This window comes from Arsenicicoccus sp. UBA7492 (genome assembly GCF_002479615.1).
Classification (GTDB): Bacteria; Actinomycetota; Actinomycetes; order Actinomycetales; family Dermatophilaceae; genus Arsenicicoccus; species Arsenicicoccus bolidensis.
This window is the reverse complement of the sequence record NZ_DLOE01000032.1, coordinates 19,292-37,388: the sequence shown is the minus strand read 5'-3', so window position 1 is coordinate 37,388 and position 18,097 is coordinate 19,292. Positions and strand designations below refer to the sequence as shown.

The 18,097-nt window shown below is 72.8% G+C and carries 15 protein-coding genes and 1 tRNA gene; 9 read left to right on the top strand and 7 right to left on the bottom strand.

The window, feature by feature from the left end; genetic code table 11:
• Window positions 1-406 precede the first annotated feature (406 nt).
• On the bottom strand, window positions 407-1,156 hold the full coding sequence (locus B4E97_RS09580) for an aminoglycoside adenylyltransferase domain-containing protein (RefSeq protein ID WP_286956365.1): 750 nt from the start codon (window positions 1,154-1,156) through the stop codon (window positions 407-409).
• 107 nt (window positions 1,157-1,263) lie between these two features.
• The gene (gene thpR / locus B4E97_RS09575) at window positions 1,264-1,833 is read right to left on the bottom strand and encodes an RNA 2',3'-cyclic phosphodiesterase (protein WP_286959664.1); all 570 of its coding nucleotides are present in this window, start codon (window positions 1,831-1,833) and stop codon (window positions 1,264-1,266) included.
• A gap of 87 nt (window positions 1,834-1,920) precedes the next feature.
• On the opposite strand from thpR, the gene fdh reads away from it, so the two are divergent.
• The 4 genes from fdh to B4E97_RS09555 are packed head-to-tail and all read left to right on the top strand — an operon-like array spanning window position 1,921 to window position 8,681.
• Window positions 1,921-5,322: a formate dehydrogenase gene (gene fdh / locus B4E97_RS09570; protein ID WP_286956370.1), complete on the top strand. Its 3,402-nt coding sequence runs from the start codon at window positions 1,921-1,923 to the stop codon at window positions 5,320-5,322.
• Entirely contained in the window at window positions 5,322-6,275 is a 954-nt protein-coding gene (locus B4E97_RS09565) for a 4Fe-4S dicluster domain-containing protein (RefSeq protein ID WP_019287835.1), read from the top strand. The genes fdh and B4E97_RS09565 overlap by 1 nt, the downstream gene beginning before the upstream one ends.
• Window positions 6,272-7,360, top strand: a complete 1,089-nt coding sequence (gene nrfD / locus B4E97_RS09560) for an NrfD/PsrC family molybdoenzyme membrane anchor subunit (protein ID WP_029212211.1) — start codon at window positions 6,272-6,274, stop codon at window positions 7,358-7,360. Before B4E97_RS09565 ends, nrfD begins: the two co-directional genes overlap by 4 nt.
• 46 nt (window positions 7,361-7,406) lie before the next feature.
• Complete coding sequence (locus tag B4E97_RS09555; protein WP_286959663.1) at window positions 7,407-8,681, top strand: L-lactate MFS transporter; 1,275 nt, start codon at window positions 7,407-7,409, stop codon at window positions 8,679-8,681.
• A 78-nt stretch (window positions 8,682-8,759) separates the two neighbouring features.
• Here B4E97_RS09555 and B4E97_RS09550 read toward each other — a convergent pair whose 3' ends face one another.
• Genes B4E97_RS09550 through B4E97_RS09540 form a run of 3 tightly spaced genes read right to left on the bottom strand, consistent with a single transcriptional unit; the run spans window position 8,760 to window position 10,476 of the window.
• Window positions 8,760-9,167, bottom strand: a complete 408-nt coding sequence (locus B4E97_RS09550; RefSeq protein ID WP_239265958.1) for a rhodanese-like domain-containing protein — start codon at window positions 9,165-9,167, stop codon at window positions 8,760-8,762.
• Window positions 9,164-10,153, bottom strand: coding sequence for a selenide, water dikinase SelD (gene selD / locus B4E97_RS09545; RefSeq protein ID WP_286959662.1), 990 nt, complete (start codon window positions 10,151-10,153; stop codon window positions 9,164-9,166). The genes B4E97_RS09550 and selD overlap by 4 nt, the downstream gene beginning before the upstream one ends.
• A 35-nt stretch (window positions 10,154-10,188) precedes the next feature.
• Entirely contained in the window at window positions 10,189-10,476 is a 288-nt protein-coding gene (locus B4E97_RS09540) for a DUF7218 family protein (RefSeq protein ID WP_286959661.1), read from the bottom strand.
• Between the two features lie 61 nt (window positions 10,477-10,537).
• Between B4E97_RS09540 and B4E97_RS09535 the strand changes: the two genes are divergently transcribed.
• A tRNA-Sec gene (locus B4E97_RS09535) sits at window positions 10,538-10,633 on the top strand.
• Between the two features lie 22 nt (window positions 10,634-10,655).
• Here B4E97_RS09535 and B4E97_RS09530 read toward each other — a convergent pair.
• Together B4E97_RS09530 and B4E97_RS09525 are read right to left on the bottom strand one after the other, a co-directional pair.
• The gene (locus B4E97_RS09530; protein ID WP_286959660.1) at window positions 10,656-11,303 is read right to left on the bottom strand and encodes a hypothetical protein; all 648 of its coding nucleotides are present in this window, start codon (window positions 11,301-11,303) and stop codon (window positions 10,656-10,658) included.
• A complete protein-coding gene (locus tag B4E97_RS09525) occupies window positions 11,272-12,195 on the bottom strand; it encodes a hypothetical protein (protein WP_286959658.1) in 924 nt (307 codons plus the stop codon). The genes B4E97_RS09530 and B4E97_RS09525 overlap by 32 nt, the downstream gene beginning before the upstream one ends.
• A gap of 214 nt (window positions 12,196-12,409) precedes the next feature.
• Between B4E97_RS09525 and selA the strand changes: the two genes are divergently transcribed.
• The 4 genes from selA to B4E97_RS09505 all read left to right on the top strand — a co-directional run bounded on the left by selA (window position 12,410) and on the right by B4E97_RS09505 (window position 18,037).
• Window positions 12,410-13,735, top strand: a complete 1,326-nt coding sequence (gene selA / locus B4E97_RS09520; RefSeq protein ID WP_286959657.1) for an L-seryl-tRNA(Sec) selenium transferase — start codon at window positions 12,410-12,412, stop codon at window positions 13,733-13,735.
• On the top strand, window positions 13,732-15,636 hold the full coding sequence (gene selB, locus B4E97_RS09515; protein WP_313715645.1) for a selenocysteine-specific translation elongation factor: 1,905 nt from the start codon (window positions 13,732-13,734) through the stop codon (window positions 15,634-15,636). The genes selA and selB overlap by 4 nt, the downstream gene beginning before the upstream one ends.
• Before the next feature lie 88 nt (window positions 15,637-15,724).
• Entirely contained in the window at window positions 15,725-16,807 is a 1,083-nt protein-coding gene (locus tag B4E97_RS09510; RefSeq protein WP_286959655.1) for a 3-isopropylmalate dehydrogenase, read from the top strand.
• Between the two features lie 126 nt (window positions 16,808-16,933).
• Window positions 16,934-18,037: a branched-chain amino acid aminotransferase gene (locus tag B4E97_RS09505; RefSeq protein WP_286956414.1), complete on the top strand. Its 1,104-nt coding sequence runs from the start codon at window positions 16,934-16,936 to the stop codon at window positions 18,035-18,037.
• Window positions 18,038-18,097: the final 60 nt, after the last annotated feature.

Sequence of the window (18,097 nt, the reverse complement as noted above, 5' to 3'; positions counted from 1 at the left end):
AGACGAGGCTGGCAGCCAACGCGCACGCCAGGCCGATGTGTCGAACCTAGGCGGATCTGCGGGATCCGGAGCAGCTCAATTCCGCTCCCTCTGTTCTCCGCCTTGCCGAGGGCGCTTCACCCATCGCGGGTGGGGCGCCCTCGGTCGTATGCCGAACCGCCCGGCGTCTCGCGCGGGTGGCGCGCTGTGGCGTCGGGGCCCTGCTGCAGGCGACCACGACGGCTGGGACGTCATACGGACGTTGCACGGCGCCACCAAGGCGACCCGGGCCCGCGACCCAGGATCCCGCCAGGCCGGGGTGCATGAGCCGGGGCGGGGCACATCAGCCCGACTCGGGCACATCAGCCCGGGCCGGTCACATCGACCTGGCGTGCGAAGGCAGGCGGGTGTGACTGCCTGAGGTAGGTCAGGCCCAGAGGAGGTCGTCGAGGACGTCCTGCACGAGGGCGCGACCGGCCATGGTCGTGCCCTCGAGCCGGGTGCCCGCCCGCTGAGCGTCGAGCGCCCGCCGCACGACGACCTCGTGCTCGGGGCGCTGCTGCAGCAGCCATTCGCCGCCGTCGAGCTTGCTGACCAGCTCGCCGGTCTCGGCGAACCTCAGCGCCCGACAGGCGTTGAGGACGGCATAGGCCTCGTCGGCGTTCTCCACGCCCCAGGTCAGCTCGTCGACGAGCTGGGCCAGCACCTCGTCCGGGTCGACCTCGCCGATCAGCTCCACGGGAGCCGGGCCGTGCAGGGCGATGCCGGCGGCACGCGCCACGGCGAGGTGGAGTAGCAGGTCGGGGTCGCCGTCGCCACGGTCGAGCACGACCCGCGAGTCGCGATGCGCCCCACCGGAGACCGTCACGTGCACCGCGAACTCCCACGGACCGTGCGGTGACTCGGCCAACGAGCGGTGGATCACGCTGAGCTCCAACGGCATCCGTTCGTCACCGACGGTCGAGACGGCGGCCCCGACGGCCGTCCAGTCGCGCTCGTCGGTCGCGCCGCTCTCGACGTCGCTCACGACCGCCAGCACGTCCAGGTCGCTGTGCCCCGGGACGAACCCGCCGAGCGCCGCGGAGCCGTGGACGTAGACGCCGAGCAGGTCGTCGCCGACCTGTTCGCGCAGCGCCGACAGGACGCGGTCGGCCAGAGGCTGCCAGGAGGTCGTCATACGGCCCACTCCATCACGGTCCAGCCGACTTAACCCCATCGAGAAGCCCCCACGAGGTGTGGGGAAGTGACCACTCGGCGGGGGAGCCTCGGGAGCGGGGTCCTGCGTCAGGCGAAGGGAAAGGACCCGTGCTCGACGTAGCGAGGGCGTCCGCCGGGACCCTGCCCGAGGTGCGACTCGACCAGCGAGACGGTGTCCACGGTCCACGTCGGCCCGGCATACGTGTCGAGGACCTGCAGCCACCGGCGGACGTCACGCGCCATCCCCAGCCGGGCCAAGGTGAGGTGGGCGCGGAAGGGGCCGCCCTCGACCTGCGTCCCCGCGGCGTTGGCGGACGAGCGGCAGCGCCGCGCCAGGGGGTCCAGGCCTTCGAGGGGGTCGTCGACGCCCAGCCACAGGACCCGCGCGTCGGCGGTGCCGGGGAAGGCCCCGCCGCCGGTCAGCCGCAGGTCGAACGGCTCTGTCTGCAGGCTCAGCTCGTCCAGCCGCTCCTCGAGCCGCTCCAGCGACAGCGGGGAGACGGACGGCAGGAACGCCAGCGTCAGGTGCCACTGCTCGGGCCGCGCCCACCGCAGGTCGGGGTCGGCGTCCACGCGGGGCTCGAGGAAGGTCTCGAGGTCGACGAGCACCTCCTCGGGCGGGGTCACGGCGAGGAACATCCGGCGTCCACGGGGCATCGCCCCAGCATGCCAGCGGACCTTCCCCGAGGCATCACTGCGGGATGCCCGTTTCCGTCGTAGGGTGACCGTGTCGAAGGAGATCCCATGGACGTCAAGAAGACCTTCCTGTCGTGGCCGGTGGTGCGCCAGATCACCGGCGGTGACCCGCTCGGCCGCGGATCTGCCGCACGGTCGGCGCGGACCGCGGCGTTGCAGCCGCGCACCGTCACGGCCGACTCGGTCGCCCACAGCGTGTGTCCCTACTGCGCCGTCGGGTGCGCGCAGAAGGTCTTCGTCAAGGACGGCCGGGTCGTCCAGATCGAGGGCAACCCCGACTCGCCGGTCTCGCGGGGCAAGCTGTGCCCCAAGGGCTCGGCCAGCGAGCAGCTCGTCAACTCCCCGAACCGTCAGACGACGATGCTCTACCGTCGCCCGTACGCCACGGAGTGGGAGCCGATCGAGCGCGACAAGGCCGTCGACATGGTCGTCGACCGCATCCTCGACACGCGCCGTCGCACCTGGCAGGACCACGACGACGACGGGCGCCCGCTGCGGCGCACCATGGGCATCGCCGCCCTCGGAGGAGCGACCCTCGACAACGAGGAGAACTACCTCATCAAGAAGCTGTTCACGGCCATGGGCGCGATCCAGATCGAGAACCAGGCTCGTATTTGACACAGCGCCACGGTTCCCAGTCTGGGAGCCTCGTTCGGTCGTGGCGGCGCCACGAACTTCGTGCAGGACCTCGCCAACTCCGACTGCATCGTGATCCAGGGCTCCAACATGGCGGAGGCCCACCCGGTGGCCTTCCAGTACGTTGTGGAGGCCAAGCGTCGCGGTGCCACGGTGATCCACGTCGACCCCCGGTTCAGCCGCACCTCCGCGCTGGCGCACCGGCACGTCGGCATCCGCGCGGGCAGCGACATCGTCTTCCTCGGCGCGATCATCAACTACATCCTGTCCAACGACCTGCACTTCGAGGAGTACGTCCGCGCCTACACCAACGGGCCGGTCATCCTCCGCGACGACTTCCAGGACGTCGACGAGCTCGACGGCGTGTTCTCCGGCTACGACCCGGACACCGCGAGCTATGACAACGACACCTGGATGTATGCCGAGACCGACGACGGCACCGAGGAGTCCCAGGCGTCCAAGCAGGAGCGGGCCGCCGGTGACGAGCACGGTTCAGGCGGGCCGACGCTGCCCGGGGCCAACCGGGTGCGCCGCGACGACACCATGCAGGACCCGCGCTGCGTGTTCCAGGTGCTCAAGCGGCACTACGCCCGCTACACCCCCGAGGTGGTCGAGCAGACCTGCGGCATCTCCCGGGAGGACTTCGACTTCGTCGCCCAGGCGATGACCCGCAACTCGGGTCGCGAGCGCACGACGGCGTTCTGCTACGCGGTCGGCTGGACCCAGCACTCGGTGGGTGCGCAGTACATCCGCACCGCCTGCATCATCCAGCTGCTGCTGGGCAACGTCGGCCGTCCCGGCGGCGGCGTCATGGCGCTGCGCGGCCACGCCTCGATCCAGGGCTCGACCGACATACCGACGCTGTTCAACCTGCTGCCGGGCTATCTCCCGATGCCCAAGGCCGGGGTCCACGACTCGCTCGAGGACTATCTCGGCACCATCTCCACCGACGACCAGAAGGGCTTCTGGACCGAGGCCGACAGCTACACCGTGAGCCTGCTCAAGGCGTGGTGGGGCGACAAGGCGACGGCCGCCAACGACTGGTGCTACGACTACCTGCCACGCCTGACGGGCGACCACGGGACCTACCGCACGACCATGGACATGATCGACGGCAAGGTCGAGGGCTACTTCCTGCTCGGGCAGAACCCCGCCGTCGCCTCGGCGCACGGCCGGCTGCAGCGCGACGGCCTGGCCCACCTCAAGTGGCTCGTCGTGCGCGACCTGCGGCTGATCGAGTCGGCGACCTTCTGGCAGGACTCGCCCGAGATCGAGTCGGGGGAGCGCAGCCCCGAGACGATCGGGACCGAGGTGTTCTTCTTCCCGGCCGCCTCGCACGTCGAGAAGGCCGGCACGTTCACGCAGACCCAACGCATGCTCCAGTGGCGCGAGCAGGCGGTGCTGCCACCGGGCGATGCGCAGAGCGAGCTGGACTTCATCCATGAGGTCGGCGTGCGCATGCGCGCGCGCCTCGCGGCGTCCACCGACGAGCGCGACCGTCCGCTGCTCGACCTCACCTGGGACTACCCCCTCAACGAGCACGGCGAGGTCGACGGCGAGGCCGTGCTGATGGAGATCAACGGCCGCTACCTCACGGGGGACAAGGCAGGCCAGCCCCTGCCGCTGTTCACCGAGATGAAGGCCGACGGCTCCACCGAGGGCGGGTGCTGGATCTACACCGGCGTGTTCAAGGACGGCGTCAACCAGGCCAACCGGCGCAAGCCGCGGTTCGAGCAGGACCAGACCGCCCTCGAGTGGGGGTGGTGCTGGCCGGCCAACCGGCGCATCCTCTACAACCGTGCCTCGGCCGACCCCGAGGGCAAGCCCTGGTCGGAGCGCAAGAAGCACCTGTGGTGGGACGCGGAGGCGGGCCGCTGGGCCGGCCCCGACGTGCCGGACTTCCCGGCCGACCGCGACCCGGCCTACCGCCCGCCCGAGGGCGCCAAGGGTCCGGCCGCGATCGCCGGCGACGACCCGTTCATCATGCAGGCGGACGGCAAGGGCTGGCTGTTCGCCCCCAAGGGCCTGCTCGACGGGCCGCTGCCCTCGCACTACGAGCCGCAGGAGGGACGCGTCCGCAACCCCTTCTACAGCCAGCAGGCGAGCCCGACCCGCAAGGTCTACGAGCGGCCGGACAACCTCACCGCCCCGTCTGGCGGGCGTCCGCCCGAGGACGAGGTGGCCCGGGAGCACCCCGAGGTCTACCCGTTCATCTTCACGACCTACCGCCTGACCGAGCACCACACGGCGGGTGGCATGAGCCGCTGGCTGCCCTACCTCGCCGAGCTCCAGCCCGAGATGTTCTGCGAGGTGTCGCCCGAGCTGGCGGCCGAGCGGGGTCTCGAGCACCTGGGCTGGGCGACGCTCGTGTCGCCCCGGTCGGCCATCGAGGCGCGGGTGCTGGTGACCTCGCGCATGAAGCCCCTCGCCATCGACGGCCGCACCTTCCACCAGATCGGCCTGCCCTACCACTGGGCGACGGGTGGCACCGGTGCGATCGTCAGCGGCGACTCCACCAACGACCTGATGGGCGTCACGCTCGACCCCAACGTCCTGATCCAGGAGTCCAAGGTCGGCGCCTGCGACATCCGTCCCGGCCGGCGTCCTCGAGGCCCTGAGCTCTTGGAGCTCGTCGACTCCTACCGGCGGCGCTCCGGCGTCACCGAGGAGACCGGCAACGAGCTGCGCTCCGGGGCGGACGTGGACCACGTGGAGCAGGAGCGCGAGGCCAAGGTCAAGGAGCATGACGACAGCGGCGCCGACGTCAAGGGTGCCACCGAGGTCGGACCCGACGACAAGGACGGTGACCGCTGATGCCCAACTCCCTGTTCGGCCCCCTGGACCCGGCGCCCGACGCCGGCTGGCAGGACGCCCCGGACCGCAAGGGCTTCCTCACCGACACGTCGGTCTGCATCGGCTGCAAGGCCTGTGAGGTCGCGTGCAAGGAGTGGAACATGCTCCCCGAGGACGGTCTGGACCTGCTCGGGTCGTCCTTCGACAACTCCAAGAGCCTCGGCGCCAGCACCTGGCGCCAGGTCAAGTTCATCGAGCAGCCGGGGCGCGGTGACGACACCGTGCTGGGTCGTCAACCGGTCGACCTCGGTATGCCGGGCCTGCGGCCGGACGACGAGGCGCTTCCCGCGGCGCTCGACGCGGCACCCGCCGCCGACGGCAAGCCGGACTTCCGCTGGCTGATGAGCTCGGACGTGTGCAAGCACTGCACCCACGCGGGCTGCCTGGACGTCTGCCCGACGGGCTCGTTGTTCCGCACGGAGTTCGGGACCGTGGTCGTGCAGGACGAGATCTGCAACGGCTGCGGCTACTGCGTCGCTGCTTGCCCGTTCGGCGTGATCGAGCGTCGCCCCGGCAGCAAGGGTGAGGTCACCAACGCCGGCGTGGCTCAGAAGTGCACCCTGTGCTACGACCGGATCGGGGCCGGCCAGACGCCCGCGTGCGCACAGGCCTGCCCGACCGAGTCCATCCAGTTCGGTGACGTCGCGGAGCTGCGCGAGCGGGGCCGGGCGCGGGTGGAGACGCTGCACGAGCAGGGCTACACCTCGGCGCGGATGTACGGCGACGACCCGCACGACGGCGTCGGCGGCACCGGCGCGATGTTCCTGCTCCTCGACGAGCCCGAGGTCTACGGCCTGCCGCCGGACCCGGTCGTGACGACCAAGGACCTCGCCGACATCTTCCGCAAGGGCGGCGTCGGGGGACTGACCCTGCTCGTCGGGGTCGCCCTGTCCTTCCTCGGAGGCCGTCGATGACCAACCCCGCCCAGCAAGAGACGCGCGAGGGCCTGTGGCCCGACGAGCCCCGTCGCGGCGGAGGCCGCAAGCGACGCGGTTCAGGGTTGTTCGGCGTGCGCCGGTTCGCCGGCAACGGGCGTGGCGAGGAGTCCATGGTCCCGGAGGCGGAGTTCACCTCCTACTACGGCCGTCCCATCGTCAAGCCCGCCCCCTGGTCGGACGAGATCCCGGCCTACCTGTTCGTCGGCGGACTGGCCGCCGGGTCGTCCCTGCTCGCGGCTGGCGCCGACCTGGCGGACCTGCCCGGTCTGCGACGCCAGGCCCGGTGGACCGCCCTGGGGTCGATCGGGCTGGCGACCTACTTCCTGATCGCGGACCTCGGCCGCCCCGAGCGGTTCATCAACATGCTGCGGGTGGTCAAGCTGACCTCGCCGATGAGCGTGGGTTCGTGGATCCTCGCGGGCTACGGCCCGCTGGCCGGGGTCGCCGCCGTCGCCGAGCTCGCCCGCCCGGTCGAGGAGGCCCTGCCCCAGTCGCTCAAGCCTGTCGCCCGGCTCCTCGGGTGGGCCGGCCGTCCGGCCGGCCTGGGTGCGGCTTTCTTCTCCCCGCCCCTCGCGGCCTACACCGCGGTGCTGCTCGGCAACACCGCGACCCCGGCCTGGCACAGCGCCTACAAGGAGCTGCCGATGGTCTTCGCCGGGTCGGCGGCGGCGTCCGCTGCCGGTATGGCGATGATCGCCGCACCCCACGAGCAGGCCTGGCCCGCCGGGCGTCTCGCGGTCGGCGGTGCCCTGTGGGAGCTCGGCTCCGCCCAGGTCATGGAGCACTCGATGGGCATCAGCGCCGAGCTGCTGCACGAGGGGGAGGCGGGCCGTTGGTGGACCGCGAGCAAGGCGCTGACCCTCGGTGGTGCCGCCGTGTCCCTCGTAGCCGGGCGGCGCAGCAAGCCCGCCGCGGTCGTCGCCGGGGCCGCCCTGGTGGCGGGGTCGATCTGCACCAGGTTCGCCATCTTCCGCGCCGGGATCGCCTCGGCCAAGGACCCCAAGTACACCGTCGTCCCGCAGCGCGCCCGCCTCGACCGCGGCGAGCGCACCCTGGGGTGACCCCTCTGCACGGCATACGACACCGCTCGACCGACAGGAACCCACGATGAGCTCGACCACCCGGCAGGCGGCCTCCGCACCCACCGCCACTCCCAACCGCTGGCTCCTGCTGCTCGGCGGCGTCCTCGTGCAGATGGCCATCGGTGCCGTCTACGCGTGGAGCGTCTTCGGCAAGGCCCTGCAGTCGGACTCGTCGCTCCTGCAGCTGACCAAGACCCAGGCCGCGATCCCGTTCGAGGTCGCGATCGGCATGATCTTCGTCGGCTCCTTCATCGGTGGGCGCATCCAGGACCGCAAGGGCCCGCGCACCGTGGCCCTGACCGGCGTCGTCATCTACTCGATCGGCATCATCCTCAGCTCGTTCGCCCGCGGCGAGGGTCAGCTGTGGCTGCTCGTCCTCGGCTACGGCGTCCTGTCCGGCTTCGGCCTGGGCATGGCCTACATCGTCCCGATCGCCATGCTGCAGAAGTGGTTTCCCGACAAGGCCGGGCTGATCACGGGCCTCGCGGTCGGCGGCTTCGGCTTCGGCGCGGTCATCACCGCACCGCTCGCGACCTCCCTCATCGCAAAGGACCCGGCGCACCCGACGTCACCCTTCCTGTGGCTCGGCATCGCCTACCTGATCGCCGGCGTCCTCGGCGCCTCGGTGTTCCGCAACCCGCCGCAGGGCTACTCGGTCGGCGGGGCTCCCGCCAAGGGCTCGACCGGCCCGGCCACCGTCCAGGCGAGCCCGGGTGCCGACTTCACCCAGCAGGAGGCGCTGCGCACGCCGCAGTGGTACCTCCTCACCCTGATCCTCACCATCAGCGTCACCGCGGGCATCTCCTTGATCTCGGTCGCCGCGGGCAGCGCCACCGACATCGCGGGCTACTCCGCGGCAGGTGCGGGCGCCCTCGTCGGCATCATGGGGCTGTTCAACGGGGCCGGCCGCATCCTGTGGGCGTCGCTGTCCGACAAGATCGGCAAGATGACGGCCTTCGTCGGCATCCTCGGCCTGCAGGGCCTGGCGCTGATCGCGCTGCCGCACGTCGGCAACGCAGCGATGTTCGCCGTGCTCGCGGCGATCATCTACACCTGCTACGGCGGTGGCTTCGGCACGATGCCGTCGACGGCCGGGCGCTTCTTCGGTGTCAAGAACGCCGGTGGCATCTACGGCCTCATGCTCCTCGGCTGGAGCATCGGCGGCGTGGCCGGTCCGCTGCTCGCGACGGCGCTCATCGGCGACGACAAGAACTACACGTTGGCCTTCACCACGCTCGGCGTCATCGCGCTCGTGGGCGCGGCGATCCCGTTGATCACCAAGGCGCCCCGCCGCCGGTAGGCCCCGCGGCCGGAGGCCGCTCGGTCACCACATGGCTCGACGACAGGGCATGCCTGACCCATCCCGGTTCCCGGTCCGTCAGCGGCGCACGTCGCCCGGCTCGGTCGTGGTGGGCAGCCCTGCGGCGACCCAGGCCTCGACGCCGCCCACGACGTCGGTCGCGTTGCGCAGCCCCAGGTCTCGCAGCGACCGGGCGGCGAGGCTCGAGCTGTAGCCCTGGCGGCACAGGAGCACGTAGGTGAGGTCCCAGCCGGTGGCCTCGGGGATCCGCCACGCGAACGTCGGGTCGAGGCGCCACTCCAGCACGGTCCGGTCGATCACGAGCGCGCCGGGGATCTCGATGGTCTCGGCCCGCTGCTGCGCGGTGCGGGTGTCCACGAGGATCGCGCCGGCCCGCTGGGCGGCATACGCCTCCTGCGGCGTCAGCCGCGTCCACCCCTCCCGGGCGCGCGCGAGCCGGGCGTCGACGCCGAGCGGCTCGGTCATCGCACGCTGATGGTGTGCTCGCCGCGCGCCACGACCTCGCCGATCACCGGGGCGCCCGGCACCTCGCCCACGACCAGCAGGCCGCCGCTGGTCTGGGCGTCGGCGAGCAGCAGCAGCTCGTCCTCGTCGACGGACGCCTCCAGGTGCGGTCGCACCCAGTCGAGGTTGCGGCGCGTCCCTCCACTGACGTAGCCGTCGCGCAGCGCCTCGCGCGCGCCCTCGAGGTAGGGGACGGCCGCGGCGTCCAGCACGGCCGACACCCCCGAGGCGCGCATCATCTTGTGCAGGTGACCGAGCAGCCCGAATCCCGTGACGTCCGTGGCAGCCTCGGCGCCGCTCTCGACGGCGGCCCGTCCCGCGTCCGCGTTGAGGGCGGTCATGGACGCGATGGCCTGGGGAAAGACCTCGCCGGTGGACTTGTGGCGGTTGTTGAGGACGCCGACACCGAGGGGCTTGGTCAGGCTGATCGGCAGCCCGGCGCGGGCCCGGTCGTTGCGCAGCAGCCGATCGGGGTCGACCAGGCCGGTGACGGCGAGGCCGTACTTGGGCTCCGGGTCGTCGATCGAGTGCCCACCACCGACGGGGCAGGCCGCCTCGCGCGCGATGTCGAGACCGCCGCGCAGGACCTCGCGCAGCAGCTCGGCGGGCAGCACCTCGCGCGGCCAGCCGACGAGGTTGACGGCCACGATCGGGCGCCCGCCCATGGCGTAGACGTCCGACAGCGCGTTGGCCGCGGCGATCCGTCCCCAGTCGTAGGCGTCGTCGACGACGGGTGTGAAGAAGTCCGTGGTCACGACGACGGCCTGGTCGGGGCCGATGCGGACGACCGCCGCGTCGTCACCGTCGTCGAGGCCGACCAGCAGGTCGGGACTGTCCACGCCCACGAGACCGCTGACGATCTCCTCGAGCTCGCCGGGCGGGATCTTGCAGGCGCAGCCGCCCCCGTGGGCGGTCTGCGTCAGCCGGATGGAGGAGGGGGTCGTCATACGGCCACCTTAGGTCGAGCGGCCACGACCCCGGCTCAGTGGTCGCGAAGCGCCTCGATCAGCTCGTCCTTGCTCATCGAGGACCGACCCTCGATGCCGATCTCCCCGGCCCGGTCCAGCAGCTCGTCCTTGGTCCAGTCGTCATAGCTGCCGTGCTCGCCGCCACGCTCGCCGACCGTGGAGCGGCCTTGCGCCGCAGCGGCGTTGGCGATGCGCGCCGACTTCTCCTTGCTGTTGCCCTCGTCGCGGAGCGCCTCGTAGAGCTCCTTGTCCTTGACGCTGGGGCCGGGGTCGTCCTTGCGATCGTCCTTGCTCGGTGCCATGCCTCGACGTTACCTCCGGGGGCGCGTCTGCGGCACGCTGTCGGCGGGTACGATCTGCGGCGGAGGCGTACAGGTGCCTGGTGGTCCTCCCGGTCTTCAAAACCGGTGTGCGGCGGTATCCGTCGCAGGCGGGTTCGATTCCCGTCCGCCTCCGCCAGACTGCTCTCGGGTCAGCCCCGTCAGGCCTTGACGACGATGACCGGCTTGCGGGCCGGGTCCAGCCACCGCACGGTGGCGGTGAGCTCGGACATGCTGTCGATGCCGACGCAGCCGCCGGTGTAGGACCGCGCGTAGTGCAGGAAGATCCCGGCCCCGGAGTGGGCTCCGGACCGGTTGGGCGTCGTGTAGTTGTAGCGGATCACGACGGCCTGGCGGTAGAGCCCGCTGTCGACGTAGGACTGCAGCCGCTCGGACGAGCGCGCCACGGAGGCGGGCACCGAGCAGGACTCGCGCCAGCGGTTGTAGTCGCGTTGGCCGGGGTGCTGGATCCACCAGCTGCAGCGCGTGACGCGGCGATAGGGCATGCGGGTGCCGGGGTTGCCGACGCCGAACGCATGCACCAGCGAGAAGGTGCCGGCGGGGGTCGTGCTGGTGCCCTGGCGGCGCTGCGCGCTCGGGACGACACCGCCGCGGCCGAAGACCGCCGCAGCGTTGGCGTTGACGCGGATCCAGCGAGAGCCGTTCCAGGAGTAGCGGGCCCAGGTGCCCTTGGTGCCGCTGGTGCGGTCGGCCCAAAAATCACTAAGAGTGAGTATTAGTGACGGAATGTCATGTAATGGTCTACGCGCGTTCAGGTCACGGCTGTGCCGCGTAGGCGTCGTAGTCACGTCGGTACTGCTCGTACGCCTCGCGGTAGCGGGCCCAGGCGGCGTCGTACTCGGCCTGCTCGCGACGCTGGTCCTCCCGGGCCCGCGCCTCGGCCGCGAACGCGGCCTCGAGGTCCTCGCAGCTGAGCCGGTAGCCGTAGCGCGGGTTGTCGCCGCCGTGGCAGCGGGCCCAGGTGGAGGCGCCGGCCTCGACGACGCGGGCGAAGTAGGGCCCGGAGCTCCACGCGCCTCGGCTGCTCCCGGTCGCCCGGGCCAGCGCGTCGCCGCAGACCCAGGTGTCGCACCGCTGACGGAGCTCCTGGTGGCCGCGCTCGTGCATCGCGACGAGGTAGGTGTCGGTGCTGCCCAGGCCAGGCTGCACGTGGACGACCTGCTGCTCGTCCGTCAGGCCGACGGTCGACTCGCCGTCGCCCACGGTCTGGGCACGCAGCGACGGGTCGCCGGCGTCGGCGCACCGGGCGGACGTGCCGTTGACGGCGCGGACGACCTGGTCGCAGGACCATCCCGCCACGGATGCACGGGCCGGGATGGCCGGCAGCGGCGCGGGCGGCCGGGGCGGTGAGTGCAGGGGCGTCGGCCGCGGGAGGGTCGGCGGACGAGGGGCGGCGGGGGCCGTGATCGTGGCGCTCGGGGACACCCTGGTGGGCTGGCGGCCGGCGGAGGCGCGGGCCGCCTGGGCAGGTACGACGGAGGCGGAGGCGGCCGTGCCGCCGGTCGAGGTGGCCGGACCAGCGGGCGAGGAGCAGCCGGCGACCGTCGCGGCGCAGAGCAGCAGTGCCACGACGGGGGCGACGAGCCGTGCATCAGCGCGCGAGGAGAGGGGGCGGAGCGCGGCGGTGATCGGGCGGGGCGCGGCGCCGCGCTGGGACGGGGGTGACGTGCGCGTGACCATCCGTCCCTCCGGGCTGTCGGACCTGCTGACCCGGTTGATTCTGATTGCGGAGAGTAGTTTCGCGTCACCATATGGCGGACCATCACCCGTTCGGGCGGGCCGTCGCCGGCCTTCCGGCACCGAGGCGCCCGGACCGTGCTGGTCGCCACCAGCACCTCCGCCGGGGGGCGCGAGCGGCATTCCACCCGGGGCGCGGGCGGCATAGGGTCGAGCCATGCCGACCACCGACCCGCGCCGACGGGTTCCGAGGACCGATGCGGTGCTGGCCGATCCGCTCCTCGCCGACCTGCAGTCCACCGTCGGGCGGGACCGCGTCCGCGAGGCGGTCCGCGAGGGTCAGGAGCAGGTGCGACGCGGTGACCTCCCGCCGGAGCTCCTCGTGACGTCGGTCGCCGACGAGCTGCGGCGGCGCTCCCGGCATACCGAGGTCCTCAACGCGACCGGGGTCGTCCTGCACACCAACCTCGGCCGGGCCCAGCTGGCCCCCGCGGCGGTGGAGGCGCTCGTCGCCTCGGCCGGGTGCACGGACGTCGAGCTCGACCTCGCGACCGGGGTGCGGGCACGACGTGGCCGGCGCACCCTCGACGCCCTCGCCCGAGCGGTGCCCGCCGCAGGTGGTGCCCTGGTGGTCAACAACGGCGCCGCCGCCCTGAGCCTCGTGCTCACCTCCCTCGCCCAGGGCCGCGAGGTGCTCGTCAGCCGGGGCGAGATGGTCGAGATCGGCGACGGCTTCCGGCTGCCCGACCTCATCGAGTCGACCGGCGTGCGCCTGCGGGAGGTGGGGACCACCAACCGCACGCGGCTCGCGGACTACACCGACGCGGTGACGGAGCGGACGGCAGCGATCCTCAAGGTGCACCCCAGCAACTTCCGGGTCGAGGGCTTCACCAGCGAGGCGACGGTGGCCGAGCTCGCCGGGCTGTCCCGCGAGCGGGAGCTGCCGCTCGTGGTGGACATCGGCAGCGGCCTCCTGCGGCCCGACCCCGTGCTGCCCGGCGAGCCCGACGCCGCCACGACCCTCGCTGCCGGCGCCACCCTGGTGACCTGCAGCGGCGACAAGCTCCTCGGCGGCCCCCAGGCCGGGATCGTCCTCGGGGCGGCCGACGTCGTCGAACGCGTGCGTCGCCACCCGCTGCAGCGAGCGTTGCGAGCCGACAAGCTCACCCTGGCCGCGCTGGCCGCCACCCTCGGCTCGGCGACGAACCCCACCCACGAGGCCGTCCACGCGTCGTCAGACCTGCTCCGCGATCGAGCGGAGGGGCTCGGCCGTCGCCTGGGAGCTGCGGTCGTCCCCTCCGTGGGGCGGGTCGGCGGGGGATCGGCACCCGGGCTGGACCTGCCCGGATGGGCGATCGCCCTGCCCGAGCCGTATGCCGAGCGCCTGCGCCTGGGGTCGCCCGCCGTGGTCGCGCGGGTCGAGGGTGGACGCACGCTGCTCGACGTGCGCTGCCTGCCTCCGGCCCGGCTCGACGACGTGGTGGAGGCGGTGCTCGCGGTGCGGGGGCAGCTGGCCGAGCCCGAGGGGGCGAGCGGCGCATGATGCACATCGTCGCCACCGCCGGCCACGTCGACCACGGCAAGTCCCGGCTCGTGCGGCGCCTCACGGGCATGGAGCCCGACCGCTGGGCCGAGGAGCGACGCCGGGGCATGACGATCGACCTCGGATTCGCCTGGACGGCCCTCGACTCGGGGGAGCGCGTCGCGTTCGTCGACGTGCCCGGGCACGAGCGCTTCATCGGCAACATGCTCGCCGGCCTCGGACCGGCTCCCGCCGTGCTCGTCGTGGTCGCGGCCGACGAGGGCTGGCGCGAGCAGAGCGAGGAGCACCTCGAGGCCGTCGACGCGCTCGGGCTGCGCCACGGGGTCCTCGTGGTGACCCGCAGCGATCTCGCCGACCCCGCCCCGGCCCTCGCGCAGGCCCGCGAGCGCGTGGCCCGGTCCAGCCTGGGGGAGTGCGAGGCGCTGGCGGTGTCCGCCGAGACCGGCGAGGGCATCGACGAGCTCCGTTCCGCCCTGCGGCGGCTCGTGGCGCGGTTGCCCGAGCCCGACCACGGCGCCCGGGTGCGGCTGTGGATCGATCGGTCGTTCACGATCCCCGGCGCGGGGACGGTGGTCACCGGCACGCTGGGCGAGGGGTCGTTGTGCGTCGGTGACGCCCTCGAGCTCGGCCGTCGCCCCGTGCGGGTGCGCGGTCTGCAGTCGCTCGGGCAGGACTACGACGCCGTCCCGGCGCGCGCGCGGGTCGCGGTCAACCTGCGCTCCACCCCGGCCGACGAGGTGGGCCGCGGCGACGTGCTCGTGACGCCGCACGCCTGGCACTGGACCCGCGAGGTCGATGCGGCCCTGCACGGCTGCGTGGCCGCCGACCTGCCCGGCGAGCTGACCGTCCACATCGGCTCGGGCTCCTGGACCGCGCGGGTCCGGCCCCTCGGCGAGCAGTTCGTCCGGCTGCGGACCCCCGAGCCGCTCCCGCTGCAGGCGGGCGACCGGTTCATCCTGCGGGACCCGGGGCGACGGGCCGTGCTGGCCGGCGCGACCGTCCTCGACGTCGACCCGCCCGAGCTGCAGCGCCGGGGCGCCGCGGCCCGGCGCGCGGGTGCGCTCGCCGAGGTGGCGTCCTCCGACGTGCTGGACCCCGCGACGGCGTCGGCCTGTGCGGGGTCGTCGGGCGGCCAGGGCTCGCTGGGCTCACAGTGCTCCCCGGGATCACAGAGCTCCCCGGGATCACAGAGCTCCCAGAGGTCGACGAGGGTCGATGTCGCCCGGGAGGTGGAGCGTCGCGGGGCCATGCGCCCGCGCGACCTCGCCGTCCTCGGCGTCCGGCCCCAGGACCTGCTCGCGGACGTCCCGGGCGTGCGCCACGTCGGGGAGTGGCTCGTCGCCGAGTCCGCCTGGCAGCAGTGGCGGTCCGAGCTGCTCATGGCCGTGGACCGGCGCATCCAGGACGTCCCCATGGATCCCTGGCTCCGCCTCGAGGAGGCGCGCCGCATCGCCGGGATGCCCGACGTGGCCACGGTGACCCCCGTCGCCCGCGACGCCGGCCTGGAGGTCGGGCAGGGCAAGGTCTCCCGGCCCGGGGTGCGCCCCAGCCTGGGGGCCGCCGAGGCGGGGCTGCAGGCGCTCGAGCAGCAGCTCGCCGCCAACCCCTTCGCCGCCCCGGAGCGCGGCCAGCTCGACCTGTGGGGTCTCGGCGCTCGCGAGCTGGCCGCCGCGGAGGCCGCGGGTCGCCTCGTGCGGCTGGTCGACGACATCGTCCTGCTGCCCCGCGGTCCCGCCCTCGCGATGCGCGAGCTGTCGGCCCTGGAGCAGCCGTTCACCACCAGCGCCGCGCGACAGGCCCTCGGCACGACGCGGCGGGTCGTCATACCTCTGCTGGAGCACCTGGACGCGCGCGGGTGGACCCGCCGGGTCGACCCGACCCACCGCGAGGTCGCGCGCTGAGGACCGCCACGGTGGCCGCGCCCGTCGCCGGTCGTCAGATCGTGAGACGACGTTTTGCGGGTTGAGATGGATCCCTAGCCTCGGGCGTATGACGAGCCAGCCCGCGACCGCGCCCACCAGCCTCGACCTCGCCGTCGTCGGGGGTGACGGCATCGGCCCCGAGGTCGTCGCCGAGGGCCTGCGCGTGCTGCGGGCCGTGACCGAGGCCGACGGGGTCGAGGTGCGCACGACCGACTACGACCTGGGGGCGAAGCGCTGGCACGCGACCGGCGAGACGCTCACCGACGCCGACCTGGACGCGCTGCGCGGCCACGGCGCGATCCTGCTCGGCGCCATCGGTGACCCCAGCGTGCCGTCCGGCGTGCTCGAGCGAGGCGTGCTGCTGCCGCTGCGCTTCGCCCTGGACCACTGCGTCAACCTGCGACCCTCGACGCTCTATCCCGGGGCGCAGAGCCCGCTCGACCTGGCCCGCGTCGCTCCTGACGGTTTCGACTTCGTCGTGGTGCGCGAGGGGACCGAGGGGCCGTACGTCGGCAACGGCGGCGCCCTGCGCATCGGCACGCCGCACGAGATCGCCACCGAGGTCAGCGTCAACACGGCCTTCGGCGTGGAGCGGGTCGTGCGCGACGCCTTCGCCCGGGCGCAGGCCCGCCCCCGCAAGAAGCTCACGCTCGTCCACAAGCACAACGTGCTCGTCCACGCCGGTCACCTCTGGCGCCGGACCGTCGAGGCGGTGGCGCCGGAGTTCCCCGAGGTGTCGGTGGACTACCTGCACGTCGACGCGGCCACGATCTTCCTGACCACCGACCCCGCGCGTTTCGACGTCATCGTGACGGACAACCTCTTCGGCGACATCCTGACCGACCTCGCGGCGGCGGTGTCCGGCGGGATCGGGCTCGCGGCCAGCGGCAACATCGACCCCTCCCGCACCAACCCCTCGATGTTCGAGCCCGTGCACGGCTCGGCGCCCGACATCGCCGGCCAGGGCAAGGCCGACCCCACCGCCGCGATCCTCTCGGTCGCGCTGCTGCTGCGGCACGTGGGCCTGGTCCCGGCCGCCGAGCGCGTCGAGGCCGCGGTGCTGGCGGACCTCACGGAGCGTGGCTCTGCCCAGCGCTCCACCCCTCGGTCCACCCAGGAGGTCGGCGAGGCCATCGCCGCCCGCCTCTGACCTACCTCAGGTCGTCACGTCCGCCCAGGTTCGCACGCCAGGCCGATGTGTCGAACCGCGGTCGATCCCGGCCCCGGAGGGCGCGGTAGCCTTCGAGGCGAAACCCCGTGCGACAAGGAGCACCCCATGACGACGCCGTCCCTGTCCTTCCCGCTGGAGCGCACCACCACCCCGGTGCCCGACGCCGAGCGCGAGCAGATCCTCGCCAACCCCGGCTTCGGCAAGACCTTCACCGACCACATGGCCGTCGCCACGTGGACCGCCGACGCCGGGTGGCACGGCGACGCGATCCGCCCCTACGGCCCCTTCCAGCTTGACCCCGCCGCCGCCGTCCTGCACTACGCGCAGGAGGTGTTCGAGGGGCTCAAGGCCTTCCGTCACGCCGACGGATCGGTCTGGTGCTTCCGCCCGGAGGCCAACGCCGCCCGGATGCAGCGCAGCGCGCGTCGGCTCGCCCTGCCCGAGCTGGCCACCGAGGACTTCCTCGAGTCGATCAAGGCCCTCGTGGCCGCCGACGACGCCTGGGTCCCCGCGGCCGGCGCCGGCGAGACCTCGCTCTACCTGCGGCCGTTCATGTTCGCCTCCGAGGCCTTCCTCGGCGTGCGGCCGGCCAAGGAGGTCACGTATGCCGTGATCGCCTCCCCGGCCGGCGCGTACTTCTCCGGCGGGCTGGAGCCCGTCACGTTGTGGATCTCCACCGACTACGCCCGCGCGGGCGCCGGCGGCACCGGCGCCGCCAAGTGCGGCGGCAACTACGCCTCCAGCCTCGCCGGCCAGCTCGAGGGCATCGAGAACGGGTGCGACCAGGCGGTGTTCCTCGACTCGGCGACGCACGAGCACATCGAGGAGCTGGGCGGGATGAACCTCTTCCTCGTCTACAAGGACGGGCGCCTCGTGACCCCCGAGCTCACCGGCTCGATCCTCGAGGGCGTCACCCGCAGCTCCATCCTGCAGATCGCCGGTGAGCTGGGCCTCACGCCCGAGGAGCGCCGCATCCCGATCCAGGAGTGGAAGGACGCCGCCGCGTCCGGCGAGCTGGCCGAGGTCTTCGCCTGTGGCACGGCCGCCGTCATCACCCCCGTCGGCGAGCTGCGCTGGGAGGGCGGCTCGGTCAACCACCGCACCGAGGCCACCGACGACAAGATCGCCCTGTCGATCCGCAACCAGCTCCTCGACATCCAGTACGGCCGGGCCGAGGACACCCACGGCTGGATGACCCGGCTCGTCTGACCTCGCCACGTCCCACCCACCAACCCGCCCACATCCCCAGATCGTGAGGGTTTGGTCCAC